Source organism: Cupriavidus sp. 09_S30 (assembly GCF_056930435.1).
Window position 1 is genome coordinate 1,067,311 of the sequence record NZ_JBXOWI010000001.1, and the last position, 16,787, is coordinate 1,084,097.

The 16,787-nt window shown below is 66.7% G+C and carries 15 protein-coding genes and 1 tRNA gene; 9 read left to right on the top strand and 7 right to left on the bottom strand.

Features of this window, described 5'->3' with window-relative positions; genetic code table 11:
* The first annotated feature begins 1 nt into the window (after position 1).
* The 6 genes from hflK to AC1Z3O_RS05040 all read left to right on the top strand — a co-directional run bounded on the left by hflK (position 2) and on the right by AC1Z3O_RS05040 (position 6,003).
* Positions 2-1,381: an FtsH protease activity modulator HflK gene (gene hflK / locus AC1Z3O_RS05015; RefSeq protein WP_483514015.1), complete on the top strand. Its 1,380-nt coding sequence runs from the start codon at positions 2-4 to the stop codon at positions 1,379-1,381.
* Between the two features lie 11 nt (positions 1,382-1,392).
* A complete protein-coding gene (gene hflC / locus AC1Z3O_RS05020) occupies positions 1,393-2,289 on the top strand; it encodes a protease modulator HflC (RefSeq protein ID WP_483514017.1) in 897 nt (298 codons plus the stop codon).
* A 114-nt stretch (positions 2,290-2,403) separates the two neighbouring features.
* Positions 2,404-2,592, top strand: coding sequence for a DUF2065 domain-containing protein (locus tag AC1Z3O_RS05025; protein ID WP_483514018.1), 189 nt, complete (start codon positions 2,404-2,406; stop codon positions 2,590-2,592).
* Between the two features lie 96 nt (positions 2,593-2,688).
* The gene (locus AC1Z3O_RS05030) at positions 2,689-3,840 is read left to right on the top strand and encodes an ATP phosphoribosyltransferase regulatory subunit (RefSeq protein ID WP_483514020.1); all 1,152 of its coding nucleotides are present in this window, start codon (positions 2,689-2,691) and stop codon (positions 3,838-3,840) included.
* A gap of 118 nt (positions 3,841-3,958) precedes the next feature.
* On the top strand, positions 3,959-5,299 hold the full coding sequence (locus AC1Z3O_RS05035) for an adenylosuccinate synthase (protein ID WP_483514021.1): 1,341 nt from the start codon (positions 3,959-3,961) through the stop codon (positions 5,297-5,299).
* Positions 5,300-5,442: 143 nt separating this feature from the next.
* On the top strand, positions 5,443-6,003 hold the full coding sequence (locus AC1Z3O_RS05040) for a phosphoribosyltransferase (RefSeq protein WP_483514023.1): 561 nt from the start codon (positions 5,443-5,445) through the stop codon (positions 6,001-6,003).
* Between the two features lie 106 nt (positions 6,004-6,109).
* Here the strand turns inward: AC1Z3O_RS05040 and AC1Z3O_RS05045 are convergent, their stop codons facing one another.
* The 3 genes from AC1Z3O_RS05045 to AC1Z3O_RS05055 form a co-directional block, all read right to left on the bottom strand.
* A complete protein-coding gene (locus tag AC1Z3O_RS05045) occupies positions 6,110-6,721 on the bottom strand; it encodes an NAD(P)-dependent oxidoreductase (protein WP_483514025.1) in 612 nt (203 codons plus the stop codon).
* A 104-nt stretch (positions 6,722-6,825) separates the two neighbouring features.
* Positions 6,826-7,260: an Rrf2 family transcriptional regulator gene (locus tag AC1Z3O_RS05050; protein ID WP_483514027.1), complete on the bottom strand. Its 435-nt coding sequence runs from the start codon at positions 7,258-7,260 to the stop codon at positions 6,826-6,828.
* A gap of 386 nt (positions 7,261-7,646) precedes the next feature.
* Positions 7,647-7,733 (bottom strand) — tRNA-Leu (locus AC1Z3O_RS05055).
* Positions 7,734-7,803: 70 nt separating this feature from the next.
* Here AC1Z3O_RS05055 and rnr point away from each other — a divergent pair.
* Both rnr and rlmB read left to right on the top strand, forming a co-directional pair.
* On the top strand, positions 7,804-10,389 hold the full coding sequence (gene rnr / locus AC1Z3O_RS05060; protein ID WP_483517521.1) for a ribonuclease R: 2,586 nt from the start codon (positions 7,804-7,806) through the stop codon (positions 10,387-10,389).
* A 138-nt stretch (positions 10,390-10,527) separates the two neighbouring features.
* On the top strand, positions 10,528-11,268 hold the full coding sequence (gene rlmB, locus AC1Z3O_RS05065) for a 23S rRNA (guanosine(2251)-2'-O)-methyltransferase RlmB (RefSeq protein ID WP_483514029.1): 741 nt from the start codon (positions 10,528-10,530) through the stop codon (positions 11,266-11,268).
* A gap of 320 nt (positions 11,269-11,588) precedes the next feature.
* Here the strand turns inward: rlmB and AC1Z3O_RS05070 are convergent, their stop codons facing one another.
* On the bottom strand, positions 11,589-12,860 hold the full coding sequence (locus AC1Z3O_RS05070; RefSeq protein WP_483514030.1) for a cyanophycinase: 1,272 nt from the start codon (positions 12,858-12,860) through the stop codon (positions 11,589-11,591).
* A 676-nt stretch (positions 12,861-13,536) separates the two neighbouring features.
* Between AC1Z3O_RS05070 and AC1Z3O_RS05075 the strand changes: the two genes are divergently transcribed.
* A complete protein-coding gene (locus AC1Z3O_RS05075) occupies positions 13,537-14,295 on the top strand; it encodes an SIR2 family NAD-dependent protein deacylase (protein ID WP_483514032.1) in 759 nt (252 codons plus the stop codon).
* Between the two features lie 68 nt (positions 14,296-14,363).
* Here the strand turns inward: AC1Z3O_RS05075 and AC1Z3O_RS05080 are convergent, their stop codons facing one another.
* The 3 genes from AC1Z3O_RS05080 to tal all read right to left on the bottom strand — a co-directional run bounded on the left by AC1Z3O_RS05080 (position 14,364) and on the right by tal (position 16,622).
* The gene (locus AC1Z3O_RS05080) at positions 14,364-15,233 is read right to left on the bottom strand and encodes a DMT family transporter (protein ID WP_483514034.1); all 870 of its coding nucleotides are present in this window, start codon (positions 15,231-15,233) and stop codon (positions 14,364-14,366) included.
* Between the two features lie 116 nt (positions 15,234-15,349).
* Positions 15,350-15,511: a hypothetical protein gene (locus tag AC1Z3O_RS05085; RefSeq protein WP_483514035.1), complete on the bottom strand. Its 162-nt coding sequence runs from the start codon at positions 15,509-15,511 to the stop codon at positions 15,350-15,352.
* Positions 15,512-15,677: 166 nt separating this feature from the next.
* On the bottom strand, positions 15,678-16,622 hold the full coding sequence (gene tal, locus AC1Z3O_RS05090; protein WP_483514037.1) for a transaldolase: 945 nt from the start codon (positions 16,620-16,622) through the stop codon (positions 15,678-15,680).
* Positions 16,623-16,787: the final 165 nt, after the last annotated feature.

The following is a 16,787-nucleotide window of genomic DNA, read 5'->3' on the forward strand; positions in this document are numbered from 1 at the left end:
CATGCCCCAGTTCTCCCGGAATTCCGCATCGCACCGCCTCTCCGGCGGCGCGGCCCCGTTGCGCGAGGCATGGCTGCGGCTGCGCGCCATCTTCTCGCTGAACGATCCACGCTGGGGCCGCAATGGTCAGGACGATGAGGGACGCGAGAAGGACGGCCGCGACGATCACCGCCAGCAGAACCAGCGTCCGGACGGCCCGCCCGACCTCGACGAGCTCTGGCGCGACTTCAACCGCCGGCTGAACGGCCTGCTCGGCCGCAAGGAAAATGGCGGCGGCAACCAGGGCTTCGGCGGCGCACCGCGTTCCTCCGGCCAGGGCTCGGGTGTGGGCGTCGGCGTGGCCATCGTGGCCGTGCTCGGCATCTGGCTGGCGAGCGGCTTCTTCATGGTCCAGGAAGGGCAGACCGCCGTCATCCTGCAGTTCGGCAAGTTCAAGTACACCACCGGGCCCGGCATTAACTGGCGGCTGCCCTGGCCGATCCAGTCCGCGGAGATCGTCAATCTGTCGGCCGTGCGCTCGGTCGAGGTGGGCCGTTCCACTTCCATCAAGGACTCGAACCTGAAGGACTCGTCTATGCTGACGCAGGACGAGAACATCATCGACGTCCGCTTCACGGTCCAGTACGACATCGACAACGCGCAGGACTTCCTCTTCTTCAACAAGACGGACCGTGGCGGCGATGAAGAGCTGGTGACCCAGGCGGCAGAGACCTCGGTGCGCGAGATCATCGGCCGCAACAAGATGGACGCCGCGCTGTACGAGAACCGCGAGGAGATCGCGCAATCGCTGGCCAAGTCCATCCAGGGCATCCTGAGCGCCTACAGGACCGGCATCCGCGTGATTTCGGTCAACGTGCAGAGCGTGCAGCCGCCCGAACAGGTGCAGGCCGCCTTCGATGACGTCAACAAGGCCAGCCAGGACCGCGAGCGTGCCATCAGCGAAGGGCAGGCCTATGCCAATGACGTGATCCCGCGCGCCAAGGGCACGGCGGCGCGGCTCGCCGAGGAATCCGAAGCCTACAAGGCGCGTGTGGTCGCCCAGGCAGAGGGCGATGCATCGCGCTTCCGCCAGGTGCAGACCGAATACGCGAAGGCGCCGCAGGTCACGCGCGATCGCATCTACCTGGAAACCATGCAGCAGATCTACAGCAATTCGACCAAGGTCCTGGTGGACTCCCGCCAGGGCGGCAACCTGCTCTACCTCCCGCTGGACAAGCTGCTGGCGCAGGCGCAAGGGGATGGCCGCACGCCGTCGTCTTCCCCCCAGGCGCAGCAGCCCCCCGCATCGGGAATGAATCCGGGCGCGGCCTCCGCACCCGACATGTCCGGCGACAGCCGTTCGCGCGACGCCCTGCGTAACCGCGAGCGCGATTCGCGCTGAGGAGGCCAGACATGAATCGACTCATTTCCATCGTGATCGGCCTGCTGCTGTTGCTGGCCGTGGGTTCGTCCATGGTCTTCGTCGTGGACCAGCGCCAGTACGCCGTGGTGTTCGCCTTCGGCGAGATCAAGCAGGTGATCCGCGAGCCCGGCCTGCACTTCAAGCTGCCGCCGCCGTTCCAGAACGTGGTGTTCATGGACCGCCGCCTGCAGACCATCGACGTGGCCGCCAACGAGCGTTTCCTGACCGCCGAGAAGAAGAGCATGGTGGTGGACTGGTTCGTCAAATGGCGCATCACCGATCCGCGCAAGTTCTATGTGGCCTTTGGCGGCAACGTCCGTGGCGCCCAGGACCGCATGACCCAGCGCATCGACTCGGTCGCGCGCGAGGAATTCGGTAAGCGCACCGTCGCCGACGTGGTGGCGGGCGAGCGCGAGAAGGTCATGCAGAACATCCGTGCCGGCATGGCAGAGTACGCGCAGTCGGTCGGCGTCGAAATCCTGGACGTGCGCCTCAAGCGCGTGGACCTGCTGCCCGCGATCAGCGAGTCGGTCTATCGACGTATGGAGGCCGAGCGCAAGCGCGTGGCCAATGAGTTGCGCTCCACCGGCGCGGCCGAGGGCGAGAAGATCCGCGCCGATGCCGATCGCCAGCGTGAGGTGCTGCTGGCCGAGGCCTACCGCGACGCGCAGAAGGTCAAGGGCGAGGGCGACGCGCGCGCCTCCCAGATCTATGCAGACGCCTTCGGCCGCGATCCGCAGTTCGCGCAGTTCTGGCGCAGCATGGAGGCCTACCGCAACACCTTCCGCGACAAGCGTGACCTGATGGTGCTGGAACCGGATTCCGAGTTCTTCAAGTACATGCGCTCGAGCGGCGGCACGCAGGCGGCAGGGGCGGGACGCCGCTAGGCACGACGTCCGGCCCGACCCTAAGGCATCAGGCGAAACCCCGGCTCGGCCGGGGTTTTGTCCGGATGGCGGTGGCGTGCGTGGCCGGCGGGAAATGCATCCGGGAACACGCCGATGAGCGACACACTGTGGCTGGCCCTGGCCTTGCTGCTGGTCTTGGAGGGCTTGCTGCCCTTCGCGGCGCCGGCGCTGTGGCGCCAGGCCGTGCATCGCCTGGCCCAGCTGCCTGATGCACAATTGCGGGTGTTCGGGCTCGTCGCCATGGCGGCCGGCCTGCTGTGCATTATCCTGCTGAGGCGCTGAGCGGCGCCGAGCGGTGCTGATGGCCGCATCGATTTCCGGCGGGCCGTGCGGGCCGGCCGCAACCGTTACACCAGATTGACCAAGAAGAGATTCACCATGTCCGACCAATGGCTGCTGCCTGAAAACATTGCCGACGTGCTGCCGTCGGAGGCGCGCAAGATCGAAGAACTGCGCCGCCGCATGCTGGACCTGTTCCGCACCTACGGCTACGAGCTGGTCATGCCGCCGATGCTGGAGTACCTGGAATCGCTGCTCACGGGCACCGGCCACGATCTGGACCTGCGTACGCTGAAGATGGTCGACCAGCTGTCGGGCCGCACCCTGGGGCTGCGTGCCGACATCACGCCGCAGGTCGCGCGCATCGACGCCCACCTGCTGAACCGGCCGGGCGTCACGCGCCTGTGCTACGCGGGCAACGTGCTGCACGCGCGGCCGGCGGGCTTCCATGCCACGCGCGAACCGATCCAGGTCGGCGCAGAGATCTACGGCCACGCCGGCCTCGAGGCCGACGTCGAGATCCAGGAACTGATGCTGGCCGCGCTGCAGGCTGCCGGCCTGTCTGGCATCCGCCTCGACCTTTGCCACGCCGGCATCCTGGAGGCACTGCTCGAGGGCCTGCCGTCCACCCGCAAGATCGAGACCGCACTGTTCGCCGCCCTCGAGACCAAGGACGTGCCGGCATTGCGCGAGATCACCGCCGGCATGCCCGAGGCCGAGCGCGACGCGCTGCTGGCGCTGCCCACGCTGTACGGCGGCATCGAAGTGCTGGACCGCGCGCGCGAGGTGCTGCCGGCCAGCCCCATGATCCGCCGCGCGCTGGACGAACTGGCCTTCCTCGCCAGCGAGGTGCGCGATGCCAGCGTCAACGTCGACCTGGCCGACCTGCGTGGCTATCACTACCACAGCGGCGTGATGTTCACGGCCTATGTTGCCGGCCTGCCCAACTACGTGGCGCGCGGCGGCCGCTACGACAAGGTGGGCGAGGCCTTCGGGCGCGCCCGCCCGGCCACCGGCTTCTCGCTCGACCTGCGCGAGGTGGCGTCGCTGTCGCCTGTCGAGGTGCGCGCGCTGGCCATCTTCGCCCCCTGGGATGCCGATCCCGGGTTGCGCGCGGCGATCGCGGCACTCCGTGCGGGTGGTGAAATCGTCATCCAGTCGCTGCCCGGCCATACCAAGGAACTCGACGAGTTCAACTGTGACCGGCAACTGGTGCGCCAGGACGCCGCCTGGAAAGTCGTCCCGCGCTGAAATCTTGCGCCGACCGGTCCCCCGGCGCGCGCCGGGGGCGGTCCGCATGTCCCTCAAAAAAGGGGGAGTGCCGCGCAATGAGAGTAGAATGCGTTTTTAACCTTCTGACCAAATCAACATGTCCGCTTCTGCAGTAAGCCAGGGACGCAATGTCGTCGTGATCGGAACCCAGTGGGGTGATGAAGGCAAGGGGAAAATCGTCGATTGGCTTACCGACCATGCGAAGGGCGTGGTCCGGTTCCAGGGCGGCCATAACGCTGGCCACACCCTGATCATCGGCGGCAAGAAGACCATCCTGCGCCTGATCCCCTCCGGCATCATGCGTGATGGCACGATCTGCTACATCGGCAACGGCGTGGTGCTCTCGCCCGAAGCGCTGTTCCGCGAGATCGAGGAGCTGGAGTCTGCCGGCCTGCAGGTGCAGAACCGCCTGCGCGTGTCAGAGGCGACCACCCTGATCCTGCCTTACCACGTTGCCATCGACAAGGCGCGCGAGGCGCGCCGCGGCGCGAGCAAGATCGGCACCACCGGCCGCGGCATCGGCCCGGCCTATGAAGACAAGGTGGCACGCCGCGCCCTGCGCGTGCAGGATCTGTTCGATCCCGAGCAGTTCGCCGAGCGGCTGCGCGAGAACCTCGATTTCCACAACTTCGTGCTGACCCAGTATCTGGGTGCCGAGGCGGTGGACTTCCAGCAGACGCTGGATGAGGCGCTGGCCTACGCGCCGCGCCTGGCTCCGATGGTGGCGGACGTGTCGGCCGAGCTGTACGCGGTCAACACCGCCGGCGGCAACCTGATGTTCGAGGGCGCGCAGGGCACGCTGCTCGACGTCGACCACGGCACCTATCCCTTCGTCACCTCCAGCAACTGCGTGGCGGGTGCCGCCGCAGCGGGCGCCGGCGTGGGACCGGGCCGCCTGAACTACATCCTGGGCATCACCAAGGCCTATTGCACGCGCGTGGGCTCGGGTCCGTTCCCGAGCGAGCTGTACGACAACGACAATCCTGCCCGCCAGGATCCGGTCGGCGTGCGCCTGGCCAACGTGGGCAAGGAATTCGGCTCGGTCACCGGCCGTCCGCGCCGCACCGGCTGGCTGGATGCCGCCGCGCTCAAGCGCTCGGTCCAGATCAACGGCGTGTCGGGCCTGTGCATGACCAAGCTCGACGTGCTCGATGGCCTGGAAACCATCAAGCTGTGCGTGGGCTACACGCTGGACGGCAAGACCGTGGATATCCTGCCGCGCGGCTCCGACGCGGTGGCGCGCTGCGTCCCGGTCTATGAGGAATTCGCGGGCTGGAACGAGTCCACCTTCGGCGTGAAGAGCTGGGATGCGCTGCCCGAGGCGGCGCGCGTCTACCTGAAGCGCATCGAGGAAGTGGTCGGCATCCCGATCGACATGATCTCGACCGGCCCGGACCGCGACGAGACCATCCTGCTGCGTCATCCCTACCTGGTTTGACGCCTTCGCGCGCCGCCCACCGGCGGCGCGTCGGAAATCAGCACACGGCCCGCGCAAGCGGGCCGAAACGTATCCGCCTCCGCACCGGAGGCTTCAGCAAGACAAGCGCGCGAGCGCGCAAGAGTGAAAGAGAAGAGCCAATCATGAACCTGCCGATCAACGACGACGAGAACCTGTGGGTATCCTGGGACGAGTACCACCGCCTGGTGGCGCGGCTCGCGTTGAACGTGCACGAGTCCGGCTGGAAGTTTGACAAGATCCTGTGCCTGGCGCGTGGCGGTCTGCGCGTGGGCGACCAGATGTCGCGCATCTTCGACGTGCCGCTGGCCATCCTGGCCACCAGCAGCTACCGCGAGGCGGCCGGCACGCAGCAGGGCGAGCTCGATATTGCGCAGTACATCACGATGACCCGCGGCGAACTGACGGGCAGGATCCTGCTGGTCGACGACCTGGTCGATTCCGGAGTCACGCTCGAGCGCGTGGGCCGGCACCTGAAGGAGCGCTATCCCGCGGTCACCGAGGTGCGCTCGGCAGTGCTGTGGTACAAGGCCTGCTCGAAGGTGGCGCCGGACTACCACGTCACCTACCTGGCGACCAACCCCTGGATCCACCAGCCCTTCGAAGAGTACGACACGCTGCGCCCGCACAACCTGGGCGCATGGCTCAAGCGCGGCCGGCACGGCGGCGAGGCGGCGCAGGGCTGAGTCTCTCACCCTCTCTGCTGTCTGCAGCCGGCGCTCGCCGGCTGCGGTGCTTCTAGCTGCGGAGCTTCTTGCGTTTCGTGCCTTGCCCGGCCGCCACGGCCGGGTGTCAGTAGCCGACCGTGAAGCGCAGGCGAGAGTGCGCCGGCTTCTCGATCTCGTCGAGCATGGCGATGGCGTAGTCTTCCATCGAGATCCAGCTCTTGCCATTGGCGTCGGCCAGCAGCGTGTCTTCGCCGCTGCGGTAACTGCCGGTGCGTGCGCCCGGCTCGAACAGTGCCGAGGGCGACAGGAAGGTCCAGTCCAGGGCCTGTTCCGAGCACAGCGCGTTCAGGAAGTCCCGGCCCGCGAGTGCCTCGGCCTTGTAGATTTCCGGAAATGCCGGCGTATCGACCAACTGCTTGCCCGGCGCCACATAGAGGCTGCCCGCGCCGCCCACTACCAGCAGGCGCGGCACGCCGGCCTGCTTGACCGGGGTGACGATCTGTTCCGGCTTGGCGTCGAGGAAGCGCACCGTGCTGATCGCGACCTCATGCCCGGCCAGGGCGGCGGCCAGCGCGGCGCCGTCGGCGACATCCACGTCGCGGGTGCTCAGGCCGGGGCGCGGCGCCAGGCTGCTTGCCTTGCGCGAAATTGCGGTGACGGCGTGGCCGCGGCGCAGGGCCTCGTCGATCAGGCGCGTGCCTACGCGGCCCGTGGCTCCGATGATGGCGATCTTCATCTGCTTCTCCTTGTCTGCAGGGTTGATGAGAGCTTAGTCAAGGCCCGCATCGTGCGGGCGGTCCAATATGTAATTATCGTGGTTACATATCGGGGTAAAAAAATTCAGCGCTTGCGGCGCTGTGCGGCCTGCTCGACTTCCTCCAGCATGCCCGCGATCGTGATGCCGGCAAGCGCATCGTCCATCGCGTCCTGGGCGCGCGTGGCCACCAGCTTCAAGGCGCCGGTGATTTCCCGTCCCACCATGCAGGCGGGGTTCGGCGCGCTGTGGTGCAGGGCGATGAGCGCGGTCGACTCGACCGCACGGAACACCTCGAGCAGCGTGATGTCGGTGGCAGGGCGGGCCAGCGCGGCGCCGCCGCTGCTGCCCATCGCCGTGCTCACCATGCCCGCCTCAGCCAGGCGTCCGATCAGGCGGCGGATCAAGGCGGGGTTGGTGCCGACGCTGCCGGCGATCAGCGAGGAGGGCAGCGGCTCCCGGGCTTGCGCAAGCAAGGTCAGGATGTGCACGGCGACGGCGAAGCGGCTGCTGGTGGTCATGGCGGGATGTCAATGTGAAACCATCATAGTTACAGATGGACGCGGGTGTCAAGGCGCGATAGCGTTTCGCCCGGCTGCAGCGCCGGCTTGCGAATGTGCGCAAAGGTGGAGCAGAGTGGGTGGAACTTCCAACAGGATGGGGCCTTTCTATCGGAAGGATGCCGGAAGCGGCACTGAAACTGATACACTGGACCACGGTGCGATTATCCCGGCGGTAGCCGGCATGCCGGAGGGCCCCGTCAAGCGGGATCCGGCGCTAGCGCCCGCGGCCGTGCCGCGTTTCAAGAGAAGCGAACAGGGAGTGGAATTTGCCGGGTCCGGGAAACAACAACGTGGAAAACAAAAAACCCGCAGGGCTCGAAAGCGCTGCGGGTTTCCCGGTGATCTGGTGCCCAGGAGAGGACTCGAACCTCCACAGTGTTGCCACCGCTAGGACCTGAACCTAGTGCGTCTACCAATTCCGCCACCTGGGCAGGTGTCGAAACAACCGAAGCGCTCATTATAGAGACCGCGAGACGTTTGTCAAATAATTTGTTGAAGAAATTGAATCAGAACAACTATCCGATCCCGAGTCGGGAAGAAATCCTTGGTGTGCTGAGGACGTCGGGCTCGCCGCTGTCGGCGGGCGATATCGCCAAGTCCCTCGCCGTCACGCGCAAGGAGCATGACGGCTTCCAGAAGCGCCTTGCCGCCATGGAGCGCGACGGGCAGATCGAATTGAACCGCAAGGGCCGCTACGAGCTGGCCCATCAGCCGAACTTCGTCACCGGGCGCGTGCAGGGTCATCGCGACGGCTTCGGCTTCCTCATCCGCGACGACGGCGACGACGATATCTTCCTGCCCGAGCGCGAACTGCAGAAGGCCATGCACAACGACCGCGCGCAGATACGCGTGGTCGGCTATGACCGGCGCGGCCGCCCCGAGGGCCAGATCGTCGAGATCCTCGAGCGTGCCAACCGGCGTGTCATCGGCCGGCTGCTCAATGAAGGCGGCGTGCTGGTGGTGGCACCCGAGGACAAGCGCATCAGCCAGGACATCCTGATTCCGCCCAATGCACAGGGCAAGGCCAAGGTGGGGCAGGTGGTCAGCGTGGAGATCGTCGAGTACCCGGACCGCTACGTGCAGCCGGTGGGCCGCGTGGTCGAGGTGCTGGGCGACATTGATGATCCGGGCATGGAAATCGAGATCGCCGTGCGCAAGTACGGGGTGCCGCATGCCTTCTCGGCCGCGGCGGCGGCGGAGGCCGCAGCGTTGCCCGACGAGGTGCAGCCCACCGACCTGCATCACCGCATCGACCTGCGCGACGTGCCGCTGGTGACCATCGACGGCGAGGATGCCCGCGACTTCGACGACGCTGTCTACTGCGAGCCCGTCAAGATCGGCCGCAGCAAGGGCTGGCGGCTGATCGTGGCGATCGCCGACGTGTCGCACTATGTGCGTCCCGGCACGCCGCTCGACACCGATGCGCTGGACCGTGCCACCTCGGTCTACTTCCCGCGCCGCGTGATCCCCATGCTGCCCGAGAAGCTGTCCAATGGACTGTGCTCGCTGAACCCGCAGGTGGATCGCCTGTGCATGGTGTGCGATGCGGTGATCACCGCCAAAGGCGAAGTCAAGGCCTACCAGTTCTATCCGGCGGTGATGCATTCGGCTGCGCGCCTGACCTACAACGAGGTCTGGGCCGTGCTTTCGAACACCAAGGGGCCCGAAGCCCACAAGCGCGCCGAACTGGTGCCTTACCTGCAGAACCTCTATGAGCTGTTCCAGGTGCTGCTCAAGGCTCGCCGCGAGCGTGGTGCCATCGATTTCGACACCACCGAGACCTATATCGTCTGCAATGCGCAGGGCAAGATCGAGCAGATCCTGCCGCGCACCCGCAACGACGCGCACCGCCTGATCGAGGAGTGCATGCTGGCCGCCAACGTGTGCGCGGCCGACTTCCTCGAGCGCTTCGGGCACCCGGCGCTGTACCGCATCCACGCGGGTCCGAGCGAGGAAAAGCTCAAGCTGCTGCGCGAATTCCTGAAGACCGCCGGCCTGAGCCTGGGGGGCGGCGACAAGCCGCAGGCCTCGGACTACGCCGAGGTGATGGACAAGATCAAGTCGCGGCCCGATGCGCCGATGCTGCAGACCATGCTGCTGCGCTCCATGCAGCAGGCGGTGTACAGCCCGGACAATATCGGCCACTTCGGCCTGTCCTATCCCGCCTATACCCACTTCACCAGCCCGATCCGACGCTATCCGGACCTGCTGGTGCACCGCTCCATCAAGGCGGTGCTGGCGCACACCAAGTACCAGCCGGCCTTTGCCCAGGGCATCGAGCTCAATACGGCGGTTGCATCCAAGGCGCGGCGCATGCAGGCCAAGGACGCGGAGCAGAAGGCGGAGCTGGTGGCCGCGCGCGCGCGCCGCAACGAGGCGATCTGGGACGAGCTGGGCCTGCACTGCTCGGCCAACGAACGGCGCGCGGACGAGGCTTCGCGCGACGTCGAGGCCTGGCTCAAGTGCTACTTCATGCGCGACAAGCTCGGCAACGAGTTTGCCGGGACCATCAGCGCAGTCACGTCCTTCGGTATCTTCGTGCAGCTCGACGAACTCTACGTGGAAGGGCTGGTGCATGTCAGCGAGCTGGGCAGCGACTACTTCCAGTACGACGAGGCGCGCAACGAGTTGCGCGGCGAGCGCACTGGCATCCGCTACCGCCTGACCGACCGCGTGCGCGTGCAGGTGCTGCGCGTCGACCTCGATGCGCGCAAGATCGACTTCGGCCTGGTGCAGGAGCCCTCGGCCAAGGCGCTGCGCGGCGGCCGTGCTGCCGCGCCGGAGGCGGCTCCCCACGTGCCGGCGGCGCATGCCCTGCCGGCGCGCAAGAAGGGCAAGCAGCTTGCGGCCCTGCTGGGCGGCACCTCGAAGCCGGAAGAGTCTTTCGACGAGACGCTGGACCGCGTGATCGAGGAGCAGCCGGTGTTCGAGGCGGTGATCACCCCGATCAAGGCGCGGGTGCCGGGGGGCAAGCCGGCCAAGCATGCCGCCAAGCCCAAGCCGCAGCATCTGGCTGCGCCACGCAAGGGTGCCAAGCCCCGCGCCAAGCCGGCCGGCAAGAGCAGCCGCGCCGCGCGCAAGCGCTAAGCGCGGAAGGGGCGGCAGGGCGGAAAGGTGGCCGCAATGCGCCGGCCGCCCGCTTGGGGCGCCATCCCGCTGTGGCGCGGGCCGGCTGCAGCGGGCGGGCGCGCGTCCGCCTTCTCGCCGGGCGGGTACAATCGCGCCATGGCTAAACTCAAACTTCTGATCGGCTTTCACGCCGTCACCGCCCGGCTGCGCCAGAACGCGGCCGGCGTCAGCGATGTCTACGTCGAGGCGTCGCGCCGCGACCGCCGCATGCAGGACTTCATCCGCCTGGCCGAAGGGCTGGGAGTGCGCTTGCATCCGGTGGATGCGGAGCGCCTGCGCGGCATGGCCGGCACCGACCGTCACCAGGGCGTGGTGGCGCGCGCCGAAGAGGCGTCGCTGGCGCTGACCATCGACGAACTGCTCGATGCCATCGAAGGCCCGCCGCTGCTGCTGGTGCTCGACGGCGTCACCGACCCGCATAACCTCGGCGCCTGCCTGCGCGTGGCGGACGGCGCCGGCGCCCACGCCGTGATCGCGCCCAAGGACCGCAGCGTGGGCCTCAACGCCACGGTGGCCAAGGTCGCCAGCGGTGCCGCGGAGACCGTCCCCTATATCACCGTGACCAACCTGGCGCGCACGCTGCGCGAGCTGCAGGAGCGCGGCATCTGGGTGGTCGGCACCGCCGACGGCGCCGACAAGACGCTCTACGACGTCGACCTGAAGGGGCCGATGGCGCTGGTGATGGGCGCGGAGGGCGAAGGCATGCGCCGGCTCACGCGCGACACCTGCGATGAGCTGGTCGGCATTCCGATGGCGGGCGGCGTGGAAAGCCTGAACGTCTCGGTCGCCAGTGGCGTCTGCCTGTATGAGGCGGTGCGCCAGCGGCGCGCCAGCTGAGCGTTCAATAGATCAAGAGCCTGGGCGAACGCCGCGACTGCGCTTTCGGGGCCCTTCATCATCGCAGGGTGCTGTGATTGACCTGCGAGATTTGCCCGGTCTGCAAGGGGCGATGCCCTTCCTTGCCCCTTGTCGGCACTATTGCTCAGCAGCGTCATCCGTTGAAACCCCAGACCCTGGCCTTGGCGCCCCTCGGCGCCACTGGCAAGGGGCATTGCTCTCTGTCGTCCAGCAAGCAGCTTGAATAGGCGACACCGGATGGGCAGGCCGCCAACGGACTCAAATCGCCCGGCAATGATCAATGCCACGCCGCGAAGATCTCAATACGGAATCGGGGCCGGGGTCTGAACACCCGTATCTTCGTTCACCATGTAATGGTAGAGATTGGTGTTGATACCGCCATTCCACCAATCGGTGATGTCGAAGGCAGTCGTCGAGTCGGCGAGTTTTTCGACAAAGACGCCATGCATCGTCAATGGTGTTCCCGCCGCGCAGGTGCCTGGCGGACTCAGCGGCCTCAGGAAATGGACCGCGCTGCTTGAGGTGGTCGAAATGTTGGTCACCCGATGGGCCACATAATGATTGCCGCGAGTGGGGTCGATCGCAATCTCCAACGCGGTCTCGACATCGATGCCGATGCCCCTCGCGCTCTGCGGCGTTGCCAGGATGCCGCCCGGGCACCCCGAATTGCTTCCGGGGGCGATGGTCCGCGCCACGAACGTGACCAATCGCCCCATGCGATCACGCGAGTCCAGGTGGGGGTCAACAAAGGTGTTGGCCAACACCGGAATACTCAAGAAGCTGCTACCGGAAAGCGGGGTCGGGTCGAACGTCATGTACTGGTTGTAGGGGTTGCTCAGCGCCTGCGTTGACGTGACCGTTCCATTCAGGGCCGAGAAGACGAACTGACCCAGGACATTGACCCCCGCACTGGTCCCGCCAACGGGAATATTGCGGCTGATAAGCCCGGCAATTGTCTTTTCGAGTGCCGTGCCCTTCCAGAGATTGATGTACGTACTCTGATCGCCGCCGGCAATCCACAAGGCGTTTGCGGTCTTGACCACCTGATTCACAAATGGGTCGTTGGCAGCGTCCCGGCTGGTAATGATGAGTGTTTCCGCTGAGGTCAGTCCGAGGTAAGCGCCACCGACAAATCCGTCCACTGCGGGAATGTTGGTGGAATTGTGCTTGTCGCTGTAGTACAGGTAGGGATCGTATGCATCGGTGCCAGTGGTGCGGATCACAACGAATCGCCCACCTTTGCCCGTGGGAATGCAGGCACCGCTACCACTGGGGTCAAGTTTGCAGATGCCCGCCTGTTGGATCATCCACCGGTATGCCTCGTCAACATCCGGCCCGCCCCCCATGAGCACCAGAGGCTGCACTGGGTTGGGCTGAGGTGTGGGCAGCGCGGGATATGGGGCCGTGAAATATTGTGTTCCGGTTACGAAATAACTGTAGGAGGCTGTGGTCTTGCCATCGGCAAAAGCGGGGGCCAGTAGCGTTGCGCAGAGAAGGCCGACACCAATAGAGGCGGCGGCGCGGCTCGCCAAGGCATGGCAGCGCGCGGCGAATCCGATAAGGGAATCCATGGATGCACCTTCTTGTTGTTGGTTGGTACATGCAAGTCGGACTCGCGTCCCCCCGACTGGCGCGCTTGGATACTCCACTTCGCAATGTAGATCCTGGTCGCGCCAATTGGCAACTTCTGTGCGATACCAAACCTAGGCGGCCTGAGTAGATGGGACGGCCCCTGAGCGTGTCAGCAGACGGAGCGGGAACAGCAATGTTGCATGACCAATCGATGCGTTGAGCCTCAAGCTTGCCGCCGAGGAGGATCGGCGCGAACTCGTCCGGAGAAGGGGCTAGAATCGGGCCCAACGTGGTCTGTTGGGCCGCGCGGCTAGTAGGATGTTCTGCGCAGTCCCCCACCGTTCCAGAGGACCTTGCCATTTCCTGTGCCGCCATGGTGGGCAACGTTCTCGTTTGTGACGGGAACCCTTTGCGGCGGATTTTTACCTGTCACGGCGCTTTGCCTGACTTGTCCGAATTTTTGATGAAGATTGACATGTCATTGTCCTGTCATTGTCCTGCGAGAGTGAAAAGAACACCGGACGGCAGCGACCTGGAAAAGTCGGAAGCCATGGCCCAGCCTGAGTTCGGGCGTGGCAGGCCTGAACGGCTCGTTCGCCAGCAGCGTCTGCCTGTCCGAGGCGGAACGGCAGCGGCACCAGCCGCGCGGATGCGCAACCGTAGCCAGGAACTTCGATGAGCGAAGCGCAGGAGGACCTGGACCCGCAGCAGTTGCAGGACGCGCGCGACTGGATCGCCGCAGCCAACGATATCTTCGTGCTGACCGGCGCCGGCGTGTCTGCCGAGTCCGGCGTGCCGACATTCCGCGACGCCTTGACCGGCCTGTGGGCGCGTTACGACCCGGAAGAGCTGGCCAGCGCCGCGGCGTATCGCCGCCACCCCGCCATGGCCTGGAAGTGGTACCAGTTTCGCCGCGAGATGGTCGTCGCCGCGCAGCCCAATCCGGCGCACCTGGCGCTGGCCGCGCTGGCGGGCCGCAAGACGCTAACGCTGGTCACACAGAACGTGGACGGCCTGCATCAGCGGGCCGGCAGCACGGACGTGGTGGAGCTGCACGGCAATCTGTTCGCCGACAAATGGCTGGATGGCTGCGGCCGCTGCGACATCGCCACCGCGGTCCCGGGCGAGCCGCCGCGCTGCGCCAGCTGTGGTGCCATGCTGCGGCCAGGCGTGGTGTGGTTCGGCGAGGATCTGCCGCGTGTGGCGCGCTACCGCGCCGAGCATGCGGCGCAGAGCTGCGACCTGTGCCTGGTGGTAGGGACCTCCGGCCTGGTCTACCCGGCGGCGGGGCTGCCGGGCATCGCCAAGGATCACGGCGCGCGCGTGATCGTGATCAATCCCCAGCCCTCCGCGCTGGACGAAACCGCCGATCTGGTATTGCGCGCGCCGGCAGGCGCCTGCCTGCCGCGGCTGGTGGCGGACGGCGGCGCCTGACGGCACCTGATGGCACCTGACGCTCGCCGCCCGGCACCGGATGCATCAGCCGGTTGTACTAGAAGAGCTCAGCGCACGGCCGTCGCCGGCGTGCGCATCACCAGGTAGAGCCCGCCCAGGATGATGGCCATGCCTGCCAGGCTCGACGGTGACATCCGGTTGCCGAGAAAGACGAAGTCCATTGCCGCGGTGACGCCGGGCACCAGGTAGAACAAGCTGGTGACGTTGACCAGGTTGCCGCCGCGGATCATCCGGTAGAGCAGCAGCTGGGCCGCGACCGAGATCAACAGGCCGAGCCACAGCAGCGGCACCAGCAGACCGAGCGAAAGATCGAGCACGACAGGCTGGGCCGGCAGCAGCGCCAGGCACAGCACGAGGCTGACGCCATACTGCAGCGGCAATACGACCGCGGGCGGCTGCGTCACGCTCTTCTGCAGGATGGCGCCGGCCGTCATGCAGGCCAGCGCGCCCAGTGCGAACACCATGCCGCTGGCGGAGAAGTGTGCCGCGGCGATGCCCTGGCTCACCACCAGTGCCAGGCCGCCGAGCGCCAGCGCCAGTCCCAGCAGCCTGCGCGGATGGGCGCCGGGTTCCAGCCAGGCCAGCGTCAGGATGGGCTGGGCGCCACAGACGGTGGCCAGCACGCCCGGCGTGATGCCGTGCTCGAGCGCCAGGAAATAGCAGGCGGTATAGCCGCCGATCACCGGCAGGCCGATCAAGGCCACGCGCAGCCGTGTGCCCGGCGCGGGCAGGCACTGTCCACGCAGCAGGCCGAGGGCGAGGAGGGCGCCGCCGGCCAGCGCGAAGCGCAGCGACAGCAGGACGAAGGGGCTGGCATGGTCCAGGCCCCAGCGGGAGAAGATCGCGCCGCTCCCCCAGAGCAGTACGAAGAGGGTGGTCGGACCGTAGGCGGTCCAGGGATTTCCATTGGATTGCATGGTTTGTACCTGTCGAGGCAACAACAGGCCCCAGCCACGCGCAAGGCGCGGCACTGCGCTCCGGTCAGCGCGACCGGAATGTCAGGTGAAGCTGGGGCAGGGAAGGGCTGAGCGGGTCAGCCGAGCACGATGGCGACGGCCGGTGGGCTGACCACTGCGACCACGCCGTGCGGAGGCGATACGACAGGTGAAACGACGCCGGCGAACGCAGCGCGCGGCAGCCCGTCCACCTGGAAGGCGGAGCTGGCAACGTGCGGCAGGCTGGTGCGCGGGTTCATGAAGGGGATGGTTCCTCGAAGGCCTTCGTCCTCGGACTTAAGGGGAAGGCAAGGCTCGATGCTAGAGCTTGCGGGCGCAGGCGTCAAGCGCCCGGGCGCCGGTCCCGCGGGGGATGGCGCCCGGCCAGGGCTCAGGTGGCGTTCAGGCGGGCGTTCAGGTGGGCATTCAGGCGGTGATCAGCGCTTCCAGCTTGACCGCGTCGGCGGCGAACTGGCGGATGCCCTCGGCCAGCTTCTCGGTGGCCATGGCGTCCTCGTTGAGCTGCCAGCGGAAGGCCGCCTCGCCGCTGGCGACTCTTGCGATATTGCCCGCCTGCGCCTGCTCGACCGACAGCTTGCGCTCGACCGCACCCTCGCTCGAGGCGAGCTGTTCGAGCAGTTCCGGGCTGATCGTCAGCAGGTCACAGCCGGCCAGCGACAGGATCTGCCCCGCGCTGCGGAAGCTGGCGCCCATCACCTCGGTGGTGTAGCCGAACTTCTTGTAGTACTCGTAGATCTGCCGTACCGAGCGCACGCCGGGATCGTTGTCGCCTGCGTTGGCGGCGGCATCCCATTTGTCGCCGGCCTGCTTCTTGTGCCAGTCGAGGATGCGGCCCACGAAGGGCGAGATCAGCTGCGCGCCGGCCTCGGCGCACGCAACCGCCTGGGCCAGGGAGAACAGCAGCGTCATATTGCAGCGGATGCCTTCGCGCTGCAATTCGGCGGCGGCGCGGATGCCTTCCCAGGTGGAGGCGATCTTGATCAGCACGCGCTCGCGCGCCACGCCGCGCTGCTCGTACAGCGCGATCAGGTGGCGCGCCTTGGCCACCGTGGCAGCGGTGTCGAAGGACAGGCGCGCGTCGACTTCGGTGGAGACTCTTCCCGGGACGATGGCGAGGATCTCGCAGCCGAAGGCGATCAGCAGCGCGTCCATCACCGCATCGGTGCCGGCCCCGGCATGGTCGCGCACGGCCTGCTCCAGCAGGGGCTGGTACTCGGCCTTCTGCACAGCCTTGAGGATCAGCGAAGGATTGGTGGTGGCATCCTGCGGGGTGTACTGCTTCATCAGCTGGAAGTCGCCGGTATCGGCCACCACCGTGGTGAACTGCTTCAGTTGCGCGAGCTGGTTCATGGTCGGTCCATTGCGGCCCGGACGCGGGCCGGTAGAGGTCTCGAGGGTCGAGAGGGTCGAAAGCGAAACGGCGCGCGTGCGGCGGCGCGCCACGCATTCATTGTACCCGCGCCGCCGATGTCCCAGGACCGGTCGCCATGATCCGCTACACTACGGGGTTTCCAT

What these genes read in the sequence shown, in the direction of transcription:
- rlmB (WP_483514029.1), top strand. Translation starts at nt 10,528, where the DNA reads ATGGCTAAACTCAAACTTCTGATCGGCTTTCACGCCGTCACCGCCCGG.
- AC1Z3O_RS05075 (WP_483514032.1), top strand. Translation starts at nt 13,537, where the DNA reads ATGAGCGAAGCGCAGGAGGACCTGGACCCGCAGCAGTTGCAGGACGCG.
- hflC (WP_483514017.1), top strand. Translation starts at nt 1,393, where the DNA reads ATGAATCGACTCATTTCCATCGTGATCGGCCTGCTGCTGTTGCTGGCC.
- tal (WP_483514037.1), bottom strand. Translation starts at nt 16,622, where the DNA reads ATGAACCAGCTCGCGCAACTGAAGCAGTTCACCACGGTGGTGGCCGAT.
- AC1Z3O_RS05070 (WP_483514030.1), bottom strand. Translation starts at nt 12,860, where the DNA reads ATGGATTCCCTTATCGGATTCGCCGCGCGCTGCCATGCCTTGGCGAGC.
- AC1Z3O_RS05050 (WP_483514027.1), bottom strand. Translation starts at nt 7,260, where the DNA reads ATGACCACCAGCAGCCGCTTCGCCGTCGCCGTGCACATCCTGACCTTG.
- hflK (WP_483514015.1), top strand. Translation starts at nt 2, where the DNA reads ATGCCCCAGTTCTCCCGGAATTCCGCATCGCACCGCCTCTCCGGCGGC.
- AC1Z3O_RS05040 (WP_483514023.1), top strand. Translation starts at nt 5,443, where the DNA reads ATGAACCTGCCGATCAACGACGACGAGAACCTGTGGGTATCCTGGGAC.
- AC1Z3O_RS05080 (WP_483514034.1), bottom strand. Translation starts at nt 15,233, where the DNA reads ATGCAATCCAATGGAAATCCCTGGACCGCCTACGGTCCGACCACCCTC.
- AC1Z3O_RS05025 (WP_483514018.1), top strand. Translation starts at nt 2,404, where the DNA reads ATGAGCGACACACTGTGGCTGGCCCTGGCCTTGCTGCTGGTCTTGGAG.
- AC1Z3O_RS05085 (WP_483514035.1), bottom strand. Translation starts at nt 15,511, where the DNA reads ATGAACCCGCGCACCAGCCTGCCGCACGTTGCCAGCTCCGCCTTCCAG.
- AC1Z3O_RS05030 (WP_483514020.1), top strand. Translation starts at nt 2,689, where the DNA reads ATGTCCGACCAATGGCTGCTGCCTGAAAACATTGCCGACGTGCTGCCG.
- AC1Z3O_RS05045 (WP_483514025.1), bottom strand. Translation starts at nt 6,721, where the DNA reads ATGAAGATCGCCATCATCGGAGCCACGGGCCGCGTAGGCACGCGCCTG.
- AC1Z3O_RS05035 (WP_483514021.1), top strand. Translation starts at nt 3,959, where the DNA reads ATGTCCGCTTCTGCAGTAAGCCAGGGACGCAATGTCGTCGTGATCGGA.